Source organism: Paenibacillus sp. Negev47 (genome assembly GCF_058313655.1).
The window spans coordinates 6,589,651-6,610,371 of the sequence record NZ_CM177754.1 but is presented as its reverse complement, the minus strand read 5'-3'; the positions used below and the strand labels follow the sequence as shown (position 1 = coordinate 6,610,371).

General features: G+C 46.7%; 20 protein-coding genes and 1 pseudogene. 17 read left to right on the top strand and 4 right to left on the bottom strand.

Features of this window, described 5'->3' with window-relative positions; translation table 11 throughout:
• The first annotated feature begins 56 nt into the window (after window positions 1-56).
• The 6 genes from AC4G47_RS29665 (at window position 57) to AC4G47_RS29640 (ending at window position 6,263) form a co-directional block, all read left to right on the top strand.
• Window positions 57-902 (top strand): carbohydrate ABC transporter permease, encoded by an 846-nt coding sequence (locus AC4G47_RS29665; RefSeq protein WP_458124631.1) that lies wholly within the window; start codon window positions 57-59, stop codon window positions 900-902.
• 81 nt (window positions 903-983) lie between these two features.
• Window positions 984-2,357 carry an ABC transporter substrate-binding protein gene (locus AC4G47_RS29660; RefSeq protein WP_491104094.1) on the top strand — a complete coding sequence of 458 codons (1,374 nt, stop codon included), beginning with the start codon at window positions 984-986 and terminating at the stop codon, window positions 2,355-2,357.
• A 94-nt stretch (window positions 2,358-2,451) separates the two neighbouring features.
• A complete protein-coding gene (locus AC4G47_RS29655; RefSeq protein WP_491104092.1) occupies window positions 2,452-3,222 on the top strand; it encodes an HAD family hydrolase in 771 nt (256 codons plus the stop codon).
• A complete protein-coding gene (locus tag AC4G47_RS29650) occupies window positions 3,219-3,557 on the top strand; it encodes a DMT family transporter (protein ID WP_051447260.1) in 339 nt (112 codons plus the stop codon). The genes AC4G47_RS29655 and AC4G47_RS29650 overlap by 4 nt, the downstream gene beginning before the upstream one ends.
• On the top strand, window positions 3,557-4,642 hold the full coding sequence (locus tag AC4G47_RS29645; RefSeq protein ID WP_491104091.1) for a metallophosphoesterase family protein: 1,086 nt from the start codon (window positions 3,557-3,559) through the stop codon (window positions 4,640-4,642). Before AC4G47_RS29650 ends, AC4G47_RS29645 begins: the two co-directional genes overlap by 1 nt.
• Before the next feature lie 163 nt (window positions 4,643-4,805).
• Window positions 4,806-6,263: a carboxylesterase/lipase family protein gene (locus tag AC4G47_RS29640; RefSeq protein ID WP_491104090.1), complete on the top strand. Its 1,458-nt coding sequence runs from the start codon at window positions 4,806-4,808 to the stop codon at window positions 6,261-6,263.
• A gap of 92 nt (window positions 6,264-6,355) precedes the next feature.
• Here AC4G47_RS29640 and AC4G47_RS29635 read toward each other — a convergent pair whose 3' ends face one another.
• Window positions 6,356-7,507: a VanZ family protein gene (locus AC4G47_RS29635; RefSeq protein ID WP_491104089.1), complete on the bottom strand. Its 1,152-nt coding sequence runs from the start codon at window positions 7,505-7,507 to the stop codon at window positions 6,356-6,358.
• A gap of 230 nt (window positions 7,508-7,737) precedes the next feature.
• On the opposite strand from AC4G47_RS29635, the gene AC4G47_RS29630 reads away from it, so the two are divergent.
• From AC4G47_RS29630 to AC4G47_RS29615, 4 genes are all read left to right on the top strand, one after another.
• Window positions 7,738-8,079 (top strand): zinc ribbon domain-containing protein YjdM, encoded by a 342-nt coding sequence (locus AC4G47_RS29630; RefSeq protein ID WP_076213779.1) that lies wholly within the window; start codon window positions 7,738-7,740, stop codon window positions 8,077-8,079.
• 150 nt (window positions 8,080-8,229) lie between these two features.
• Window positions 8,230-8,640 carry a class I SAM-dependent methyltransferase gene (locus AC4G47_RS29625; protein ID WP_491104087.1) on the top strand — a complete coding sequence of 137 codons (411 nt, stop codon included), beginning with the start codon at window positions 8,230-8,232 and terminating at the stop codon, window positions 8,638-8,640.
• Entirely contained in the window at window positions 8,637-9,041 is a 405-nt protein-coding gene (locus AC4G47_RS29620) for a hypothetical protein (RefSeq protein WP_491104086.1), read from the top strand. The genes AC4G47_RS29625 and AC4G47_RS29620 overlap by 4 nt, the downstream gene beginning before the upstream one ends.
• A gap of 141 nt (window positions 9,042-9,182) precedes the next feature.
• Window positions 9,183-10,244, top strand: coding sequence for an LLM class flavin-dependent oxidoreductase (locus AC4G47_RS29615; protein ID WP_491104085.1), 1,062 nt, complete (start codon window positions 9,183-9,185; stop codon window positions 10,242-10,244).
• Between the two features lie 127 nt (window positions 10,245-10,371).
• On the opposite strand, the gene AC4G47_RS29610 is transcribed toward AC4G47_RS29615, so the two are convergent.
• Window positions 10,372-11,031 carry a TetR/AcrR family transcriptional regulator gene (locus AC4G47_RS29610; protein WP_491104084.1) on the bottom strand — a complete coding sequence of 220 codons (660 nt, stop codon included), beginning with the start codon at window positions 11,029-11,031 and terminating at the stop codon, window positions 10,372-10,374.
• A 250-nt stretch (window positions 11,032-11,281) separates the two neighbouring features.
• Here AC4G47_RS29610 and AC4G47_RS29605 point away from each other — a divergent pair, with 250 nt between their 5' ends.
• Window positions 11,282-12,097: an SDR family NAD(P)-dependent oxidoreductase gene (locus AC4G47_RS29605; RefSeq protein WP_491104083.1), complete on the top strand. Its 816-nt coding sequence runs from the start codon at window positions 11,282-11,284 to the stop codon at window positions 12,095-12,097.
• 23 nt (window positions 12,098-12,120) lie between these two features.
• On the opposite strand, the gene AC4G47_RS29600 is transcribed toward AC4G47_RS29605, so the two are convergent.
• Window positions 12,121-13,428 (bottom strand): VWA domain-containing protein, encoded by a 1,308-nt coding sequence (locus tag AC4G47_RS29600; RefSeq protein WP_491104082.1) that lies wholly within the window; start codon window positions 13,426-13,428, stop codon window positions 12,121-12,123.
• 136 nt (window positions 13,429-13,564) lie between these two features.
• A pseudogene (locus tag AC4G47_RS29595) lies at window positions 13,565-13,861 on the bottom strand (DUF4385 family protein); the annotation flags it as partial.
• A gap of 186 nt (window positions 13,862-14,047) precedes the next feature.
• Here AC4G47_RS29595 and AC4G47_RS29590 point away from each other — a divergent pair.
• The 6 genes from AC4G47_RS29590 to AC4G47_RS29565 all read left to right on the top strand — a co-directional run bounded on the left by AC4G47_RS29590 (window position 14,048) and on the right by AC4G47_RS29565 (window position 20,648).
• On the top strand, window positions 14,048-14,539 hold the full coding sequence (locus AC4G47_RS29590; protein ID WP_491104081.1) for an XRE family transcriptional regulator: 492 nt from the start codon (window positions 14,048-14,050) through the stop codon (window positions 14,537-14,539).
• The gene (locus AC4G47_RS29585; RefSeq protein WP_491104079.1) at window positions 14,539-16,053 is read left to right on the top strand and encodes a DUF1877 family protein; all 1,515 of its coding nucleotides are present in this window, start codon (window positions 14,539-14,541) and stop codon (window positions 16,051-16,053) included. The genes AC4G47_RS29590 and AC4G47_RS29585 overlap by 1 nt, the downstream gene beginning before the upstream one ends.
• Before the next feature lie 111 nt (window positions 16,054-16,164).
• Window positions 16,165-16,293: a hypothetical protein gene (locus tag AC4G47_RS29580; RefSeq protein ID WP_440391008.1), complete on the top strand. Its 129-nt coding sequence runs from the start codon at window positions 16,165-16,167 to the stop codon at window positions 16,291-16,293.
• A 258-nt stretch (window positions 16,294-16,551) separates the two neighbouring features.
• Complete coding sequence (locus tag AC4G47_RS29575; RefSeq protein WP_491104078.1) at window positions 16,552-18,009, top strand: copper amine oxidase N-terminal domain-containing protein; 1,458 nt, start codon at window positions 16,552-16,554, stop codon at window positions 18,007-18,009.
• A 243-nt stretch (window positions 18,010-18,252) separates the two neighbouring features.
• The gene (locus AC4G47_RS29570) at window positions 18,253-19,716 is read left to right on the top strand and encodes a GNAT family N-acetyltransferase (protein WP_491104077.1); all 1,464 of its coding nucleotides are present in this window, start codon (window positions 18,253-18,255) and stop codon (window positions 19,714-19,716) included.
• Window positions 19,717-19,862: 146 nt separating this feature from the next.
• Window positions 19,863-20,648, top strand: coding sequence for a glucose 1-dehydrogenase (locus AC4G47_RS29565; protein WP_491106830.1), 786 nt, complete (start codon window positions 19,863-19,865; stop codon window positions 20,646-20,648).
• Window positions 20,649-20,721: the final 73 nt, after the last annotated feature.

Below are 20,721 nucleotides of genomic sequence, written 5' to 3'. Positions count from 1 at the left end.
CAATGACATTGCCTACCAAAAAGTCTAAACGGATGAAGCGCAAGGAGTTGCAGAATGTGTCGCATACAAATTTTAAAATAAGTAAAATAATCCGCTACCTCCTGCTAGCTATTATCGCGCTGGGTACAGCCTTTCCCTTCTATTGGATGGTCATTAGCGGATTCAAAACCAATGATGAGATCTGGCAGTTTCCGCCGACCTTCTGGCCGGAGACGTTCCTCTGGAGCAATTACGCAGATGCCTGGAATGCCGCACCATTTGCACGTTACATCCTGAACAGTACCGGGGTGGCGTTAGCCATCTGTCTATTTCAGATCGTCAACTCCAGTATGATGGCGTACGCCCTGACACATATGAAATTCCGTCTCAAAGGTGTACTGACATCCCTGATTCTCGTGGGTTATATGATACCGAGTACAGCCGTGTATCTGCCTAGTTACCTGGTACTTAGTGAACTTAACTTGCTGGATTCCTACACAGGCTTGATTGTATCCAACTGTGTCAGTGTGTTCTCGATCTTCCTGATCCGTCAGGCGTTCATGCAGGTATCTCATGAATTGGTGGAAGCCGGTCAGCTGGACGGTGCCTCTCATTTCCGGATTCTCTGGACGATTATCACACCGCTTGTTCGCTCAAGCTTCGCTGTAATGGTTCTGATTACGTTCATTGAACAGTACAACAACTATTTCTGGCCTATGCTCATCACCAAAGACCCGGACCTGCAGCTGGTATCAGCTGGTCTGCGCAGCTTCTTTGTAGAAGGCGGAGCATATGGTCTGGCTTGGCCACAGATTATGGCTGCGAGTGCATTCACCATTGCACCACTACTTATTCTCTTCCTGTTCACCCAGAAGACGATCATGCAAAGCGTGAATATCACGGCTGGTGTGAACAAGAACTGATATGAATCACCATGCACAAAGGCATCTATCCAGATGCACCGTGTCAACACCAACATTTCACCTAAAACGGGAGGAACGACAATGAATTGGAGTCAGGCAAGCATGACATGGAAAAAGAGATTGAGGTTGAACTGGAAGGGTGGTATGTCGCTGGTACTCGCGACCAGCTTTGCACTGCTGACCGCTTGTGGAACACAAGCACCCGCAGAATCAAGCACGACGGCTGCTGCCAGTGGAACCGAAGCTCAGGCGAAAGATCCGGTGGAGATTGAATTCTGGTATGGTCTGGGTGGTAATCTGGGCGATAACATGAAAAAGACGATTGATGCGTTCAATGCCTCCCAGAACGAAGTCGTAGTAAAAGGAATTGTACAAGCAGATTACACGGAAACGGAACAGAAGCTGCAAGCAGCGATTGCTTCCAAGAAGGTTCCGGCCGCTGTACTCAGCTCCAATATAGACTGGGCACGCAAAGGATATTATGCACCCATGGATGAGATGATTGCCGCAGATCCGAATTTTAAGAAAGACGATTTCATTCAGACGTTCCTGAACCAGGGGCAGGTGGATGGAAAACAATACTTCTTGCCAATGTACGGTACGACTCAAATCATGTATTACCGCATGGATACCTTCAAGGACAACGGAATCGATCCAGCAAGTCTGACGACATGGGAGAAGCTGGCTGAGGCAGCTGCGAAGATGAGCAAGCAAGAGAATGGCAAGACCACCTTCTACGGCTGGGAACCGATGTGGGGTAGAGACAATATGATTGATGCCGTGCTGGGTAAGGGCGGACAGATTCTTAGTGATGATGGCAAAACCGTCATGATTGACTCCCTGGAATGGATCGAGACATGGGAATTGTTCCGTAAATGGATCAACGAAGACAAGATTATGGGCATTCACTATGGAGGTCAGGGGTGGGAGTACTGGTACAAAACGATTGATGATGTGATGAAGAATAAAGCAGCAGGTTACACCGGATCTAGTGGTGACCAAGGCGACTTGGACTTTAGCGTAGTCGCTGCGATGCAACAACCAGGCTGGGAAGGCGTTGGTGAAGGAAAACCGGTAGCAAGTGCCATTTCGGCAGGTATTCCGTCAGCTGCAAGTCCTGAACAACAACAGGCAGCTTACAAATGGCTTACGTATTTCTCTGAGACTTCGAACACAGCTTCATGGTCCATGAACACCGGATATATCGCAGTGCGTCAATCGGCTCAACAAGATCCAGAGTTCATGAAATTCAGTGAGGAAAATCCACAGATTACTGTACCACTGCAACAAGCAGCTCACGCTTCGGCTCCATTCCAGGATCCAACGGGTGGCAAAATCAATGATGCATTGAAGGATGCAGCTGATCAGGTGCAGATCAATAATATGCCAGCGGAACAAGCACTGAAGGAAGCAAAAGAGAAAGCGCAGAAAGAACTGGATCGTGTAACGAAATAAGAAACGTATACAGGCAAGTGAATCACGCGGAAAGGGCGGTACATGCTGTACCGTCCTTTCCGTTCATAAAGATCGCAGACAAGGAGTTTAACCAATGCAAGATGAGACGTATGTGGACGGATTACCGAATCCGATTGAAGCCGTTTTGTTCGATAAGGACGGGACATTGCTTGATTTTACAGGCATGTGGGGATTTTGGACCGATTGTGTGTTGAACGACTTCAGAGATCAGTTGGCGACCCGAGGACTGCGTATCAACACAGATGAACTTCCGCAGATCTGGGGTACATTCCACGATGAACAAGGCCGGATGAATGGGTATGACGTGCGGGGCCCACTTGCCATGGGCACGATGGATGAGGTGTATGCCGTACTGACGTGGCATGGATATCGTGCGGGTCTCAGCTGGGCGGAAGCCAAGATTGTGGTTCGGGAATGCTTGGTGCGAGCGGAGGAAGAGATGGAGAAGCATCGTCCGGCACGTCCGTTACCGGGCGTTCGTGAATTCCTTGAACAGTGCCGTAGCGAAGGTGTCGTTATGGGCGTAGTGACGGCAGATGATACACCAAGTGCGGTTAAACATTTGCAGTGGATGGAGCTGGATTCCTTTTTTGACCTGGTGATTGGTACGGATCTGGTGGAGCGGGGCAAACCTTTTCCCGATATGCTACTGCTTGCCTGTGAACGGTTGGGTGTATCTGTGCAGAATACTGTGGTCATTGGAGATACGGACGGAGACATGGAGATGGCACGAACCGCTGGTGCGGGGCACAGGATTGGCATTGGAGAACCAGGAAGAATCCGCTTGGCGGACAGAACGATTAAATCGTTCCATGAATTACTGAATGGTGGGCTCGGCCGATGACGAACAGTCATGCTTACTTGGGCTGGGTACTACTGGCACTGGCCATCGGGCTGGAGCTTAGCGCTACCATTTTGCTGAAAGTATCGGATGGATTCTCGCGGTTATGGCCTTCGGTGTTGATGTTTGTCTGTTATGGCGCAAGCTTTACCTTTCTCAACTTTGCAGTGAAGTATATGCCGCTGGCTGTGGCTTATGCGATCTGGTCTGGCGTGGGCATTACGCTTATTGGTGTCGTGGGGCATTACTATTTTGGTGAACGTCTGCGGCTCACGTCCATGGTATGGATCGGTTTTATTTTGATTGGCATTATTGGACTGAAATGGAGTGATTCTTGATGGGAAATGAACATCTAGCTAAGCAACCCCTTGCCACCTTCCAAGTGATTACGGACACACATGTACGGGACGATGCAGACCACATTCATAACCGACATTTGGAGCAAGCGCTCGCTGATATGGCTACGTTTAGTCAGGGAAGCAGTGGGATTATGCATGTAGGTGATGTGACGGATCGGGGTCTGCCGAGCGAGTACCGTGAGTTGCAACGCATATGGAAGCAACATGCGGAGAACTTGCCGGATATCCGGTACACGGTAGGTAATCATGATATCGGAGCCGTGATATGGCAAGATCCGCCGATTGTTCTGCTTGAGATGAAAGAGGATGAAGTAGCTGAGTTATTGGAGCAAGAGGCAGATATGGAACTGGTCAAAAAACAAACCGCTGCTGAATCAGCTGCACTGATTGAGCAGTTATCAGGTGGAACGTATACTTTGTCTGCTGCACCTTCGGAGCAGGAGGGTCAGGATATATACGACCAAGCTGAATCCATTACAGTCGCCGGGCTATGGCAACGTCGATTAAGTGATTTTGAAACGACAACCGGCATGAAGGGCTCCTACCACGATCACTGGATCGACGGGTACCATTACATCTTTCTCGGAACCGAGCAACCTCATCCGAAGGATTGTGATATGTCGGCTGAACAGTTGGAGTGGCTGGATGCGAAATTGTCTGAACGTGCAACGCCGGATCATCCCATCTTCCTGTTCTTGCACCAGCCGCTTATGGATACGGTAGCTGGGTCGTTGAAGGAACAGGGATGGTATGGGGTGAATCAGGATGTGGAACTCAAGGCTGTTCTGGCTAAATACCCGCAAGCGATTCTTTTTTCGGGTCACACCCATTGGCAGTTAGAGGCGCTGCATACGATGTACGATGGTGCAGGCCACATGCCAACCATGTTCAATGCGTCGTCTGTAGGATATCTCTGGACAGATAAGGACGAGCATCTGGAGGGCAGTGAAGGACTTCATGTGGAGATTTATAAGGATCGAGTCGTTGTGAAGGGACGGAACTTTGTTACGGGTGAATGGATCGAGGGTGCCGAGTTTACGGTGCATTATCCTGTAGAAGGTTAGGAAGGACATCCACCCCATAAAGTTCCACGTGAAACGTAGTAGGATTACATAAGTCTGGGTAAAGTTGTAAATGGGTGTTCGTACAAACTATACTCAAATAAGTACACATTAACGTATTAATCGTTAGTCTAACCTATTCATGGAGAGGAAGTAGAGGCGGCATATGAGAGAACTTCAAGTTGCAACGAAGTACGGTACAGTTCAAGGCGAGCTTTTGCATGGTGCAAGCGTATGGAAGGGCATTCCCTATGCGAAACCCCCAGTAGGTGAATTACGTTTCCAGGCTCCGATACAACCCGAGTCATGGGATGGAATCAGACAGGCCACTCAATTTGGACCTGAGAATATACAACCTCGAAATCATCAACCAGAAGGCCTGACAGAACTTCCGAATGAGTCAGAAGATAGTCTATATCTGAACATCTGGGCGCCCAAGGAAAAAAGCGCGGAACCACTGCCGGTCATGGTATGGATTCACGGCGGCTCTTTCGTATCAGGTTCAGGTAGCCAGCCTATGTATAATGGTACGCAGTTAGCGGTTCGGGGTGAGGTCATCGTTGTGACAATCAACTACCGACTCGGACCTTTGGGTTTCCTTCACATGGCCCCATTGGATGATTCATTTGTATCCAATGCAGGTCTGCTGGATCAGGTTGCGGCGTTACAATGGGTGAAGGACAATATCTCTGCTTTTGGTGGTAACCCGGACCAGGTTACGGTGTTCGGCGAATCAGCAGGCAGCATGAGTATTGCGGCGTTGATGGCGATGCCAGCGGCCAAAGGACTCTTCCATCGTGCCATTATGGAGAGCGGTGCTTCACAATTCATGCCGGCAGAGCAAGCTTCAGCTATGCGGGAAGGGATACTGAAGATTCTTGGCGTGGGCCGGGATAATCTGCAGAAGCTAAGTACAATCCCTGTAGAGCAGATTATTGCAGCTGGTGAAACGGCCAAACAGCAGAGCGGAGCGGGCATGGCATTATTCTTCCAACCTGTATTGGATGGGGAGATACTTCCACAGGTTCCACTGCAGGCGGTGAGCGAAGGATCAGCACAGGACATCCCGGTGCTGATTGGTACAACATTGCACGAGGGTGCACTGTTCATCCAGCCGCATGTACCGTATTCAAAAGAAATCGATATGGTTCAGGGCGTAGACTTTATGACACCAGATCTGCAGAACCGGGTATCCATCGCGGACAGTTATCCGAAAACGGCTGATGGACAAGCTCAAGTTATGACCGATATGTTCTTCTGGCGGTCATCGCTGCAATATGCTGCGGCACAGCAGAAGTATGCCCCCGTGTGGATGTATCGATTTGATTGGGTCATGCCGGAACATCCCCTGTTGAAAAGAGCAATTCATAGCATCGAAATGTTCTTTGTGTTCAATACACTGCATGTCCTTAAATTCATGAATGCGGAGCCCGACGAAGCTGCGTCGGCACTTGCTCTAAAGGTACAGGATGCATGGATTTCCTTTGCCAAGAATGGCAAACCTGAGGTTGCAGGTGTGAACTGGCCTGAATATGAGCAGGATCGTGCGACATTGATCTTCAACCATGAGATTGAGGTCGTGCATGATCCGGATGCATCCAAGCGAGAGCTATTGGGTCTGTAGTTCAAAAAGAAGGCGACTCCATTATGTATAAGTGGAAGTCGCCTTTTTCTGATGCTAGTTTACGGAAGCTTAGCGCTTAGCAGACATGTTAACTATTTACGAGAGGCCCGCGTGCGGGATACCTCATCGAAGTAGAAGGAACGTTTTCCACGGGAGAACAGCACAATTAAGACATGAATGAAGAGCACGGCATAGACCAACATATAGACACCGACTGTTCCCAGGGAAAGCAATATTTGATAAGGCTGGAGCATAACATCCTGATTACTGGTGAAGGCATAATCATTGACCCAGCGGATGATTGTAACCACGAACCAAGGCGTGTAAAGTGCGAGCAGTCTTTTAAATAACGATTCGATGGTCGGTGAGCCGCTCTGGCGATTCACATATCGGAAGCGCAGAATAGCTGAGCCTGGTGTTGTTCCGCTCCGTACCCATGGAATGAAGAATAGTACGATCACCATCGCGATGGATGTATTCAGTGCTCCTTGAATGACATCGGACGGGGTGAAGATGGACAACACATTGGTAATCAGCACGACTACCGCACCGTCGATAAGCAATGCAAGCAGTTGTGGTACGGGATACACGTGATTTTGCTCCACGATCTGCTCACTTTTCGCCTGGATACTTGCTTGGGATGGAAACAAAGCGAGTAGAATGGGAGCTGTGACAAATCCAAGCACTGTTCCTGAAGTGTTCAATAACAGATCATCTACATCAAACAAGCGATAGGGACAGTTGTAATATCCGTAGAATCCAGTAATTTGAGTGATCTCGAAGAATAAGGAAAGCCCAAATCCACCCAGTAGAGCATATTTCCAGAACGATCTCTTTTGAAAAAAATAACGGATATATACACCCAGCGGCATGAGAAGCAGGACGTTAAATAGAACTTGCAGAAAGGCTCTGCCCTGAATCATGCTGAGATAGCTGGAAGGCTGAGACCATACAACGGGTGTTTCCTTCATGATGTCTTTGACAAAAGTGAATGGAATCAGATTGTAGTAGATCGTGTCAGCAGCCTGCTGTGCGCAGGTATCTCGCGTAGTTGGAAACGGGAGAATGACGAGGCAATAAGCAGCCAGAATATAAAAGATAAAGGAAAAGCTGACGCCAAACCGCGACCAGCTAAAGAAGCCGTCTTTACGATAACCATAGATCAACCACGGCACCAGCAAAAACATGGCCGCGACGACAAATACAGCAAATGCCGCTTGCACCGGAAAAACATATGAAGACATGAGTAGGCACTCCTTTGATATCAAAAATATAGTAAAATTCATTCTAAATTCATGTATTTGTAGTGTGTATCTAATAGTTACATCATAAGTAGTTACCCTTAAAGTCAGGGAGGCATAAACCTTAAATTTGGTTTAAATCCATCCATGCAGTGAGCAAGCGTATGGAACATACCGCCGAATTCCCGTATACTTGCGGGAAAGCCAATCGTAGAATGGAGAGTTTAATACATATGTCTAATTTGCCTAACTGCCCGAAATGTAATTCTGAGTACACGTACGAGGATGGTAACCTGCTGGTTTGCCCGGAGTGTGCGCATGAATGGTCTTTGGAAGCAGACAATGAGAACGCAGAGGATACGAAGGTAATCCGTGATGCAAACGGAAATGTGCTAAGTGATGGTGATACCGTTACGGTCATTAAAGATCTGAAGGTAAAAGGTAGCTCACTTGTGGTCAAACAGGGTACGAAAGTGAAGAATATCCGCCTGATTGATGGGGATCATGATATTGATTGCAAGATTGACAGTTTGGGTGCGATGAAGCTGAAATCCGAATTTGTGAAAAAGATATAAGATAAGATTGAGAAACGTTCAGTTCCGTATCCAAGGGAATTGAACGTTTTTTGTTTGACAGGAAATATTTAGTAGATATATACTGGTTGGAATTTAATTTTTGAACATGCTTGGGTGGTCTACATATCAGAAAAGGCAGGTGCCAAAGCGATGAAGAGAGATCATATTATTGAATATTATTCCGGGTTTGATGAGTGGGGGAGACTGGAGCGGGAACCGATTGAATTCATCATTAACATGCATTACATCAGAGCGTATCTGCCTGCCAACGGTCATATTCTGGATAATGGCGCTGGGCCGGGGAAATATGCCATGGAGCTGGCAAAGATGGGGTACCAAGTCACTTTATCCGATCTGACACCATCCTCCGTGGATACTGCACGGCAAAAGGCTCAGGAGTTCGGTTTAATGCAGCAATTCAATGGATTCCATGTTCTCGATGCGACTTCGCTCTCCGGTATTGCCGATGAGACATATGATGCGTCTCTCATGCTGGGGCCTTTGTATCACCTGCAGACAGATGAGGAGCGTGTGGCTGCTGTGCAGAGTTGTATCGTGTGACCAAGCCGGGGGGCATGGTGTATATAGCGATGCAGAGCCGAATGCGCATGAGTATCAATTCGTTACAATCTCCGCAGCATTGGAAGCCAAATGACCATATGGGAGCCATTCGTTCTTTTGTGGAAAAGGGTATCTTCGATCATCAGGATCAAGGACGATTTACGGGAGCATACTATTTCAATATTCAGGACGTTACGCCTTTCATGGAACAGCACAACTTCGAAACTGTCGATTTGATTGGTTCTTCGAGCCTTAGAGCGATGCTCACGGACGATCAACAGCAATACTGGCAAGAACGTGCCGAGTATGATGAACTCATGCAATATATGATTGAGGCGGCCAAAGATCCTTCCATATTGGGAATCTCGTCGCACCTGCTGTACATTGGGAGAAAGAAATAATCATAAAAGTGCCCTCTGGAAACAGAGGGTACTTGTGTTTTTCATTAAAATAGTTCAATATTAAGATACATAACAAAAGGTGATCTACTTACAATAGGTTAGATGGACAACGGATCGCTTCATACCAGGGAGGAACAGACAATGGAAATCGGAATTAGTACATTTGTGGAGACGAATCCGGATGTAAAAACGGGAGAGCTTATCAGTCATGCGCAGCGCATTCGCGATGTCGTTGAAGAGATTGTTTTGGCAGATCAGGTGGGTCTGGATGTATACGGCGTGGGGGAACATCATCGTGCTGACTACGCCGCTTCATCACCAGCTGTCATTCTGGCGGCCGCAGCTTCACAGACCAAGAATATTCGCCTTACGAGCGCTGTAACGGTGCTGTCATCGCAGGATCCGGTACGGGTATTTCAAGATTTTGCGACACTGGACGGCATTTCGAATGGGCGTGCAGAGATTATGGCAGGGCGGGGATCATTTATCGAATCGTTCCCACTATTCGGCTATGATCTGAACGATTATGATGAACTATTCGACGAGAAACTGGATTTACTGCTCAAACTGCGTGATTCGGAAAAAGTAACCTGGGAAGGCAAACACCGCCCTTCCTTTAACAATCTGGGCATCTACCCGCGCCCTGTACAGGAGAAACTTCCGGTATGGATTGGCAGTGGCGGTAATCAGGAGTCCGTTGTTCGTGCAGGATTGCTCGGTTTACCGCTGGTGCTTGCCATTATCGGTGGCCGTCCGGTGCAATTCGCACCACTGGTGGAGCTTTACAAGAAAGCAGCTGCACATGCGGGACATGATGCTTCCAAGCTGACCGTTGCTTCTCACTCTCACGGCTTCATTGCCGATACAACAGACGAAGCCGTGGAGAAATTCTTCCCGCCAGCTCAAGCGGTTATGAACATACTGGGCCGTGAACGTGGCTGGGGACACTATAGCCGTGCGACATTTGATGCGGCGCGCAGCCTTGAAGGTGCTTTGTACGTGGGTGATGTGGAGACGGTAGCTCAGAAAATTATTTACCTGCGTAAAGAAGTTGGTATTACCCGCTTCATGTTACACACCCCCCTCGGCACCATGCCGCACAACGAGGTGATGAGAGCAATTGAGCTGCTTGGTAAAGAGGTCGCTCCAATCGTACGCAAGGAAATTGCACGTTGGGAAGCCGAGAACCAAGAGACACGTTAATCGGCTGTGAGTCGATATGGTTAGAGAGTGAACAAAGAAAAGGAGCATGTCCTAGGCGCATTATGCCAATGGATCTGCTCCTTTTCCGTTTAACTTCTAAAAGCTTTAAAGTGTACAGATTTCATGCTTATTCATTTGCAGATGTACTCAAAAGGGAGTGTATGACCATCGATACCGTATGATCATAGAGGGTTCTGGCAGCTTCTTCGCTCTCAATATGGCCTCCCAGGTACAGATGAATAACACCGTGTAAGGGTGCCCAGATCATTCGTACCGCAAGCAGGGGATCTTGTACCTGAATCATTCCCTGTTCAATGGCTATCTCCACCAAGGCAGACACTTGCTTCAATGCAGTCGCTGTTCCCTGCAAGGTCTCTCCATCCGGTTTGAATTCGGAAAAAGAACCTCCAAACATCAGCTGATAGAAGCTGGATTGCGAAATGCCGAAGTCCCAGTAGACGTGGGCCAGATCACGGAAATATTGTTCGAACGACGCTTGTCGGGGTATAGCTTCAAAATACTGGGCCATGAGGGAACATCCCTCTAAATATAGATGTTTGGCTAACCCTTCTTTTTTGCCGAACAGGTTATATATGATCTTGGTGGAGCACTCCATGCGTTCAGCTACACGGCGTACCGTGACAGCCTCTGGTCCATGCTCTTGCAGTAAAGCAGCAGCAGCATGCACAATATTTTGCCGCAGATTATCCGAGTGCTGGAGTCTGGCTTGCTGAAAGGTCGTTACTGTATGTGCAGATTCCGTGGAACCTGAATGATGATCCTTCATTGATTTCATCCTCGTAACCGTATTGTTGTTCAACAGAAACTACGTTTCCGCTTCTTAAGGTCATTCTACTGTTTTACGCGGGCTAACGTCAATTTAATCCGAATTTAGAAAAGAAGCACCATGTTCTAAATTCAATTTTAACAATTATGATTTGACAGGATCGTGGATTGTGGTTACGATGGTTTTATATAGAAACAACGTTTCTTAGTGAAAACGTGAATTCCAATTATAATTAGAGGATGGATGAAAAATGAAAAAGGATCAACATCAATGGGTACTTATTACAGGTGCTTCTTCAGGTATCGGGGAGATTTTTGCACTCGAAATGGCTTCCAAGGGTAAAAATATCGTGCTTGTGGCCAGAACGGAGTCCAAACTGAATCAATTGGCAGAACGAATAGAGCGTACATATCAAGTGAGGGCTGAGGTAATCGTATCGGATCTCTCCGAGGTAGAGGCACCACGTAACGTATATGAGGAATGCCAGAATCGGGGCATACAGATCGATATATTGATCAACAATGCTGGATTCGCTACTCATGGGTTATTTGAACAAGTGGATGGTTCCAGGCAGCAGGATGAGATTATGTTGAACGTGTTGGCCGTGACCAATATGACACATCTTTTCTTGCCAGGCATGTTGCAGAAGAAACATGGTGCTGTCATTAATGTGTCTTCGACTGCCGCCTTTCAACCTGATCCGTATATGGCTGTGTATGGAGCAACGAAGGCATTTGTACTTTCTTTTACAGAGGCGTTATATGAAGAAAACAGGAAGCGTGGCGTTCAGTTCTTGGCTCTATGTCCGGGTTCAACCGAGACTTCGTTCTTTGATGTAGTGGGCGCTGAAGAAGCCTCCGTGGGCAAACGTGATACACCTGAGCATGTCGTGGCAGTGGCCATGAGGGCGCTGGAGTCAGGCAAACCTTATGCTGTGCCTGGGGCCCAAAACTATTGGACAGCGCAGCTCTCCCGCCTCATGCCACGCAAGTCCATGTTGCGAATCGTAGGAAGTATGCTAAGGCCACGTTCCAAGGGTGATAAAGCAGAGAAAGTGCAAGCCTGAATAATTTATATGGGACGAATGCTCTAGGCCAAAATGCCTTTGGCCCGAGCTTCCTTCATCCAGTCTGGAAATTCGGTAAGGAGACGATCATACAATTCTTCATCGCTGATCTTGGAGATGTCGTCCAGTGCAAAAAAGTCAGCATTATCGATGAAACGTCCAGTCATGTCATCGAGATTCTCCAAAATACCGTAATTGGCTTGTCCCAGGCCAACGAATTGCCAGAACAGATTTTTGGTTGAACTTTCGGTAATAAGCCGCATAATTTTCCCTTTTTGACTGACTCCACCATCGCTAAAAAAGATAATATACGTTGGGATCTTCACATTAGGTTCCTCGATCGTGTATTTACGAATGACATCCTGCATCACAGGAGGTTCGTTGTTGGTACCGCCTTTGCTTCCCAGCGTATATGTGCGTTCAATATAATTCTCGAAATCCCTGGCGGTGACGCTAGGGGCACGCAAGAAGTCTTTGGCAAAGAACCAGACGTCCAACTCTCCGTTATCATCAAATGCTGATGCAATCGCCAGTATACGCTCGAAGGCTTCTTGCACGATGCCTTTGCGATACAGATGGTACATGGAGCCTGATGCGTCGAATACGACGGCAACACGTGCCTGTATAGGTTCAATATTTTTCTTTTGCAGAGACAGGGTTACTTTACGCTTGAGGAGATCGATCTTGGTCAGGTTCAACGGTGGATGATTTGTGGTCGGTTCAGCAACAGGTGCCGGGGCTTCAGGAGAGGTCGCTGCAACTTCAGCACGTGCCGTGAGAAGGACCTGTTCAGCTTCCGAGGTGTCGTTACTCTCAATCTCAACACCAAATGACTCTGCCAGCGGCTGCAGCCCACCAAAGAAACCTCGTCCAATTGCACGAACTTTGAATCCGTCACGATACTTATAGATTTCAATGAAAATAAGTGCTGTTTCCGCAGTGACCTGCTTGATCTCATAGGTAATCTGCTGGGAACCCGCTTGTACAACTGCCTGACATGTCTGAACATCGGCGAATGTGCCTCCCGCATCCAGAGTAGCCGTAAACACACATTTTTCCACAGGAGCCTGCCGTAATTGATTCGTATCCAGTACAAAAGAGGATTGTAGTTCCTCTGCCTGTTGCAGAAGTACACTATGCTGAGGATCAGCCTTCTGATTATAAAATACAAAATAGTCGTCAGATGGAACTTTTCCTTCTTCGTTCACCATAAAGCAGCTAACATCCAAGGGAGAAGGGGTTGATGTACACTGAATGGTTACCTGAATTTGCTCGCATTCGTTGATGCTGATATTTTGTCCTGAGTTTAATTGAATGAACGAATCGGTCATGACCGTATGCCTCTCTTCTCCAATATAATGGTTGAAAATGAACAGTAACAAGATAGATTCTGAGACAAATGTTTCCATAAGTCAATCATTTACCCGATGTTCTTACGTCTGCTCTGACTCGTACTTTTCCCGATGCTCCTCCTTTGTGATTCATATACCGTCTGGCCCGTGTATAGCCCATCTGGAGAAATTTGCGAGCCATATCCATACCAACGAAATCTCCCTTTTTCTTATACTCCAAAAATAGCTTATAGATCTTCTCGGATGACTCTGTCGCAATCTCGGGTGTCTTGAACCGTCAGTGTGGCAAAATCTCGCCCTTGTATGGCTCAACCATGAGAACACCCTGCTCTCCCCGTCCAACAGTGTACAGTTCAGGATGCTTGCGCAGATCTAGCTCTTCATAGTTGAGGCTGTAATCGAATTTTTTCATCCGTTTGGTTCCTCCTTGAGATGATATGTGTTGCCGTCAACAATTGGTAATCTGTACTATCGTTTACCCGGTCTTATTGAAGATGAAAATAAGTGAATAAGCGTTATTGACATATAATATGTCTCCTGTATAATGACATATTATATGTCAATTTAATAAAATACATTTGTGAAGGACGTGTTGTGCATGAATCAAGTTTCATTCCCCTCGATGACGGTATTGCAGTACTTGGCTCATATTCACCAGTTATCGTACACTCAGGTGTGCAAGGAGGTAGGACTCACTCCACAGCAATTTAATGACTGGGTCAAGAAACGACGGCCAATTCCAAAGGATAGATTGCAACAACTGGCTGATTATTTTCATGTGGAACATGAGGTACTGATTGATGGACAACATTATTTGCGTGATCTCACACCTGAAAATACAGTGAATATACAAATCCTTTTTATTGAACAGAAGTTGGAGAGGGAAGGGGAAGAAGAGAAGCAAGAAGCCTACAGGCTGAAGCTTGTACAGTTAATGCATGAAAAACACAAGCAGGTTTTGATTGCAAGGTTTGCAGCGATCATTGAACTGGGAGATGAGGAAACGCTCAAACAATCTGAAGAGTGGCTTAGTAAAGCTGAGTTCATGGCAAGTGCATCTGCACAATTCTCTCATCAGGAGGGGGAATAATGAGCACAGCATTCGCAGCGAAATTTCAAGAGAACTTTTGGGTCTGCAAAAATCAGGATGTGATCTATGATGGAGCATATCTGTTCACAAATCAGCGTGGTCTGCACAAAACTGCCTTGATCATGCCTCCATCTCTTCCCGCATCATGGACTTCTGTCTATGGGAGTCTAACCGTTTCGCAGGTAGGGAAGGAGAATCCCAATGGAGGAATAAATGAAGCAGGGCTTGTGATTGAACAGACCACGTTATGGTCGACCCAGTATCCAGCTGAGGATGGCCTTCCAGTTGTAAGCGAGCTTCAGTGGATGCAATATCTTTTGGATACTTGCAGTACTGTAGATGAAGCATTGGAGGCAGCGGGGAAAATCGGAATAGGTCAGAGCACTTCCCAGTTACACTATCTGATTGCAGATCGTACTGGAAATTATGTAATTGTGGAGTTTCTCCAGGGTCAAATGTGTGTGCATTCCGCGCCTTTGGAGGCGCCAGTAATTACGAATACCATCTATAGTGATGCAATACGTGAACTGGAATCAGGGCAGGGTGTATGGTCACAATGGGATGATTATGAGAAAAATTCAATGGATCGGTTTTCATGTGTTTCCGACATTTATACTAATTCCGGGACATTTCTTGATAATCCAGACGCACTCTTCAAGGTACTGGCTTCTGCCAAACGCGAAGATACGGTATTTTCCTTAATCTATGATCTGCAGCGAATGGAAGTACATGTAACAACGTCAAAGTATGTAAAACCTGTTGTTATTCGTATGATTGACTTCATCTTTGAACAATCTTCGCTTGCACAGGTGGCAAATCTGCAGTGTCGATCAGGGGAGCGAGAAGAGCTCCTATTTGAAGATTATTCAGCGGACATAAATATGGAAGCGGTTCGATCTTTTTTTCGTAATCCTCTACTGACTAGTGTGTTCAAGTGGGCTATACCTGATGAGTTGATTCACTATATGGCACAATACCCCGATTCTTTTACATCATGCACGGTTAATGGGGAACAACAGAACGAATTACACAGGAGGGATAACGGTATGGGAATGTCCGGCAGATATCTTGTGGTCACGAAGGAGCTCATTGAATCTATCAAGTCAGGCGAGGTTAGTGTGCACGATTGTGCAGTTGATCTGGATATCGATAAAACATGGCAGATGCTGCAGTTCACCCTGAACGGTAACCTGGTCCAGGGGGAGCCACCTCTCGGTTATGTGGTACCTCTCGCAGGTGAGCAATACTTGGGAAACTATTCGGACATGGATCTGTTTTTGCTTAGTAACGAGCAGGTGCTGGAAGCCTACATGGCATTGGAGCAGCTCACACCGGAAGAATTAAAGGAGCGGTATAGCCTGGACCAGATGATCGCTGAAGGCGTCTATCCTGTCATGGAAGATTGGGATGCGGAAGAGACATTTCAGGAGATCGTTCAGACCGTGGATGATATCCAGGCCTTGTTTCAGGCAACGGCTGCAAGCGGAAATGGGATCGTCTTTTATGTTTTCTAAGCGCGGCAGTGCTGGTGTGATAGGTTTGAACTACGCCTATTCGGGTTATTGATAGACACAAGGCTCTGGCCTTAATGACATGACAATCCGGTAGAAGAGAGGGAATGGGATATGACACAGGATCAGAACGAAGAGAACAAAGCGATTCAAGAGGACGAGCCGGATCAATTCGAGACTCCCGTAACTGCGGAAGATGAAGAAACGGATGAGAAACTCGCAGAAGATCAGGAGCAAGACTAATTCCCAGCGTTGCATAATGAAGTAGGATGTTTTATCGAATCTTACGATATGCTGAAATATAGATAGACCAGAGGTCGGACATGTTCCGGCCTTTTGGTTTATTTTTTGTGTATCCATTTACAATAATTCCCTGTACCTTCATAATGGGAGTGAACCATATTTTTCTAAGGAGGAGATCATATTACGAATCGAAAGTTAGTCCAATGGATGGCAGTGCCACTCGTATTATTAATGGTTGTTCTTACAGGATGTCAGGCTGTGGGTGGAGTAGATGTTGGCAAAGCCATGGCTAATGGCGCGAGTATCAAGTCCGGTGAATCCAGACAATCCATGAATATAAACATAGAACCGGCTACGGAATTTGCCACAGAGAAAGACCTTGAAATGATCGAACTCATTAATTCCATATCCCTGGATATTGATCAAGCCAAAATGAAAGATGCTAACACCGCATCAGTGAAAGGCACATTCAGCATGGAGGGAACGAAGTTACCTTTCCACCTGTCCATGAATGAGTCTCAATTGGTCATTGATCTGGACGGAGCCCAGAAACCTCTGTACATATCTTTGGATACGTTCCAGGATGCAGAAGCTCTTCCGATGGTAGATACGAAGGCTCTGGAGAAGCAACTCGAGGAACTTTCCCCGAAACTGTTCTCTTTTGTTCTGAAGCACCTGTCCAATCCGAAGAACATTTCCGTGACTCCGGTACAGGAATCCGTGAATGGCGAAGCACTTAGCCTCTCCAAGCTGCACATGGAGATTAGTGGTGAAGAGATGCTTGCCATGGTCAAACCATTCCTGACGAGTATTTCGAAAGATGAGCAAGGACTGAAAGATCTGATTGGAGATTTGTATGATGTGTTCTACCCTGTACTTGAAGCCGTTAATGAGGTAGAAGGTGGGGGAGACGACACGCTGAATTCAATCGTTCCTGAATCGAAAGATGAAGCTGTTGCATCACTGTATGCCATGATCAAAGTGGGACTGGACAGTATGCTCGTCAATTATGATCAGGAACTGAACAACCTGTTGAATGAGACCCCTGAATTCAAAACGGTATTTGGTACAGAAACCAAACTGAAATTGGACTTCTATCTGGACAGCAAGCTGGATGTTCGCAAGCAAAACTTTGAACTGAAAGTGGCGCTGCCTGCTTCCGTAGATCTGCCGCTGAAATCCGTAACCGTAAGTGGAGACAGTGAACAGTGGAATATCGGTGGAACGGTTGCAGTCGATGAAGTGGATGTATCGGGCGGCGTTATGGATCTGATGAAGGATGATATTACGCCTGGTCAGATGCTGCGCAATTTCGATTCCAATTCACTGGCGTATCAATTACTGAAAGATGAAGCCGGGATCACGAGTAAAAGTGTAGTGCTCTTCCCGGATGATGAATACGCTGGGGCGATCACCGTTAAGAATACAACATTTGTTCCGCTTCGCTATGTATCCGAAGAATTGGATGCTGAAGTGAAATGGACCAAAGGCTCGAACCAAATCGTTGTCATTGATGACATCACTGGTGATGAGATTGTCCTGACTGTAGGTTCCAAGAAGGCAACGGTTGCTGGTAAAGAAGTGACCTTGGTGGAATCCGCCTATGTAGGCAAGGACGGCAAGACATATGTGCCGCTGCGCTTTGTGGTTGAATCCCTTGGAGCTACTGTAGATAAGGAACAAGAAACAGGCTGGATCTACATTGACCGTCCTTAATTGAGACTTATAAGTAAGCCTTAGTATGAGAGGGGATTTCAGAATATGCCAGATTTCTCGTAATGATCGTGAAAAGAACACCGCAAAAATTCCGTTAGACCATGAACGGGATACGTGTGTCCTTTTGACCCATTACGAGGAGCTTCGGCGTTTCTGAAATGATGAAACGGATCGAGGAGTACCTCTATTGGAGGTGCTCCTCTTTGTTGTGTCATCCTAAATAAATCCCCAGAGGTGTTGTATATGAAAAGTCAATTATTCATCCATTCAAACTCCATCACGTTGCGTCCATTTACGATGGAAGATCAGGCTACCGTGCATGCATTAATCCAACAACCCGAAATCACGGATATCCTGCCGGATTGGAAAATGACCGAGGAGCAGTTGCACGAATTTTTACAATTTGTCGTAAGCAGTTACGAGCAGTTCAACCCGGAAGATGTACGCATCCTACTTGCCGTTGTACACAATGAAGATCAGCGCATCATCGGTTGGTGCGGGGTGTTTCCGAATGACATGCTGGATCATGGAGACCGGGAAGTGGCCTACGCCATCTCCCGGGATTACCGGAATAAAGGATACGTCACAGACGCGGTTCAAGCCCTAACATCATATTTATTTGAGCATACCTTGCTGAATCGAATCGTGGGCATTGTGAAGCCGTTCAACCAGCCGTCATGCAAAGTTCTGGAGCATACGGGTTTTCGTTATGTCTCTCGTAGAAAGCTAGTGGACCAGGAGAACTACGATTATTTTGAACTGCTCAAAATAAAGTCCGAACCAGTGCAACCGAAGCAGGTACATTCTGCAATTCGTATACGACGAGCACAGCAGGAAGATGCTGTTGTACTTACAGAGATGTGCAGTCGCGCTTTTGATCATGCCATAAAAGTCTGGTCGGACGGTGAGAAGGAAATCGATAGCAATCTATGCCCACCTGGTTATTCTTCTATCCGAATGCATCGTTACCTGATTCGTGAATGGGACTATTATATTGTGGAGTCAGACGGATGTGCCATTGGAGGGGTGAGTGTTAACGTGCTTGGACGAAAACATGCCAGGATCGATAAGATCTATATTGATCCCGTATGCCAAGGACGTGGTGTGGGATCTCAAGTCATGAAACTTATTGAGACTGAATTTCCGCAGATTGAAAATTGGAAGCTGGAGACCTCAGGTCTGCAGCTGGATAATCATCATTTTTACGAAAAAATGGGATATATTCGTGTCTATGCATCTGAGGAAGAGTTTGGATATGAGAAGAACATGTCAGTTGATTCTTTTGATCCAATATGTGAAGAGACATTATCCAAGGACTCGGGTGAGTCAGTGGTTGAGTTTGTTCAAGCTAATCTTGACTCAGTTCGGTACAGTACCAGTAATCTGACCAATAGTCGGATCACCGACTGTAACCTGAGTGGAAGCAAATTTACCAATCTAAATATGACCAATATATTGCTAGCCGATTTACGGCTAACTGACAGCAAGATTGAATTCTGTGCTTTGGATGGCGTTCAATTCCAGGATACACATCTTGGATCTGACCGTGTACCCATGCAGTGGGCGCATTGTGATCTTGGAGGAAGTCGTTTTATCGATTGTGATCTATCTGGGGTTCAGTTGGAGCAGTGTCAAGTGGCTGGGATGAAGATCAACGGGGTAGAGGTAGAGAAACTGTTTGCGGCTTATGAAGCTATGAAATCCTGAGAATGAATGGCAGAACGAGTGATGAAGCATACTAATCCGGTTGAGATGCTGGTTGTAACAGATTCATGTTTGATTAGAGCAAATGAAGAAACGGGTACTTCGTATGGAGGATGTCAAAAATAGCATAGGGAGGTCTATGAATAATGATGACTGAACGATTTGCAGGTAAAGTAGTCCTGATTACAGGTGGGGGCTCCGGCCTCGGCCGATCAGCAGCTGTGGAAGTTGCACGTGAAGGGGCCAAGCTTGCCCTGGTGGACGTGAACATGAAGGCGCTGGAAGAGACCAAGCGTGTAATCTCTGAGGAGATACAGCATGCCGAGTTTCTGTTAATTGAAGGTGACGTAGCCGACGAAGAAGCCGTGAAGAAGTATGTTAGTGATACGGTCAATGAGTTTGGACGTATCGATGCATTTTTCAACAATGCAGGCATTGAGGGCAAGCAAAACTTGATCGAGAACTATGATACGGAAATGTTCAATAAAGTCATCGACATCAACCTGAAGGGTGTATTTTACGGGTTGAAGCACGTCTTGCCTGTGATGAAAAAACAGGGCGAAGGCTACATCGTGAACACGTCCTCTGTTGGTGGCATCCGTGCCGTGCCGAATCAGATTGCCTATGGAGCGAGTAAACATGCCGTAGCCGGTATGACCAAAGATGCGGCGATTGAATACGCCGAGCACGGGATCAGCATTAATGCAATTGCCCCCGGAGCCATTCTGACAGATATGGTCATCGGTTCGTTCAAACAGATCAATCCGAATGATTGGGAGTCAGCATCCAAAGAGTTCGTGAAGGACAACCCGGCCAAGCGCTTGGGTGAACCGAAGGAAGTAGGGCGCCTCGTTGCCTTCCTGCTGTCTGGCGAATCCCCCTTCATCAATGGAGCCATTATTCCAATTGATGGTGCACAATCAGCTAAATATTGATCCCATAATCAAAGCATATATCGATGCGACATAGATATAACAAAGAACGCCCGTTTCCTCCAATGTGCGGAGT

Coding starts and splice junctions, on each gene's coding strand:
- AC4G47_RS29660 (WP_491104094.1), top strand. CDS start 984: ATGAATTGGAGTCAGGCAAGCATGACATGGAAAAAGAGATTGAGGTTG.
- AC4G47_RS29655 (WP_491104092.1), top strand. CDS start 2,452: ATGCAAGATGAGACGTATGTGGACGGATTACCGAATCCGATTGAAGCC.
- AC4G47_RS29650 (WP_051447260.1), top strand. CDS start 3,219: ATGACGAACAGTCATGCTTACTTGGGCTGGGTACTACTGGCACTGGCC.
- AC4G47_RS29645 (WP_491104091.1), top strand. CDS start 3,557: ATGGGAAATGAACATCTAGCTAAGCAACCCCTTGCCACCTTCCAAGTG.
- AC4G47_RS29640 (WP_491104090.1), top strand. CDS start 4,806: ATGAGAGAACTTCAAGTTGCAACGAAGTACGGTACAGTTCAAGGCGAG.
- AC4G47_RS29635 (WP_491104089.1), bottom strand. CDS start 7,507: ATGTCTTCATATGTTTTTCCGGTGCAAGCGGCATTTGCTGTATTTGTC.
- AC4G47_RS29630 (WP_076213779.1), top strand. CDS start 7,738: ATGTCTAATTTGCCTAACTGCCCGAAATGTAATTCTGAGTACACGTAC.
- AC4G47_RS29625 (WP_491104087.1), top strand. CDS start 8,230: ATGAAGAGAGATCATATTATTGAATATTATTCCGGGTTTGATGAGTGG.
- AC4G47_RS29615 (WP_491104085.1), top strand. CDS start 9,183: ATGGAAATCGGAATTAGTACATTTGTGGAGACGAATCCGGATGTAAAA.
- AC4G47_RS29610 (WP_491104084.1), bottom strand. CDS start 11,031: ATGAAGGATCATCATTCAGGTTCCACGGAATCTGCACATACAGTAACG.
- AC4G47_RS29605 (WP_491104083.1), top strand. CDS start 11,282: ATGAAAAAGGATCAACATCAATGGGTACTTATTACAGGTGCTTCTTCA.
- AC4G47_RS29600 (WP_491104082.1), bottom strand. CDS start 13,428: ATGACCGATTCGTTCATTCAATTAAACTCAGGACAAAATATCAGCATC.
- AC4G47_RS29590 (WP_491104081.1), top strand. CDS start 14,048: ATGAATCAAGTTTCATTCCCCTCGATGACGGTATTGCAGTACTTGGCT.
- AC4G47_RS29585 (WP_491104079.1), top strand. CDS start 14,539: ATGAGCACAGCATTCGCAGCGAAATTTCAAGAGAACTTTTGGGTCTGC.
- AC4G47_RS29580 (WP_440391008.1), top strand. CDS start 16,165: ATGACACAGGATCAGAACGAAGAGAACAAAGCGATTCAAGAGGACGAG.
- AC4G47_RS29570 (WP_491104077.1), top strand. CDS start 18,253: ATGAAAAGTCAATTATTCATCCATTCAAACTCCATCACGTTGCGTCCA.
- AC4G47_RS29565 (WP_491106830.1), top strand. CDS start 19,863: ATGACTGAACGATTTGCAGGTAAAGTAGTCCTGATTACAGGTGGGGGC.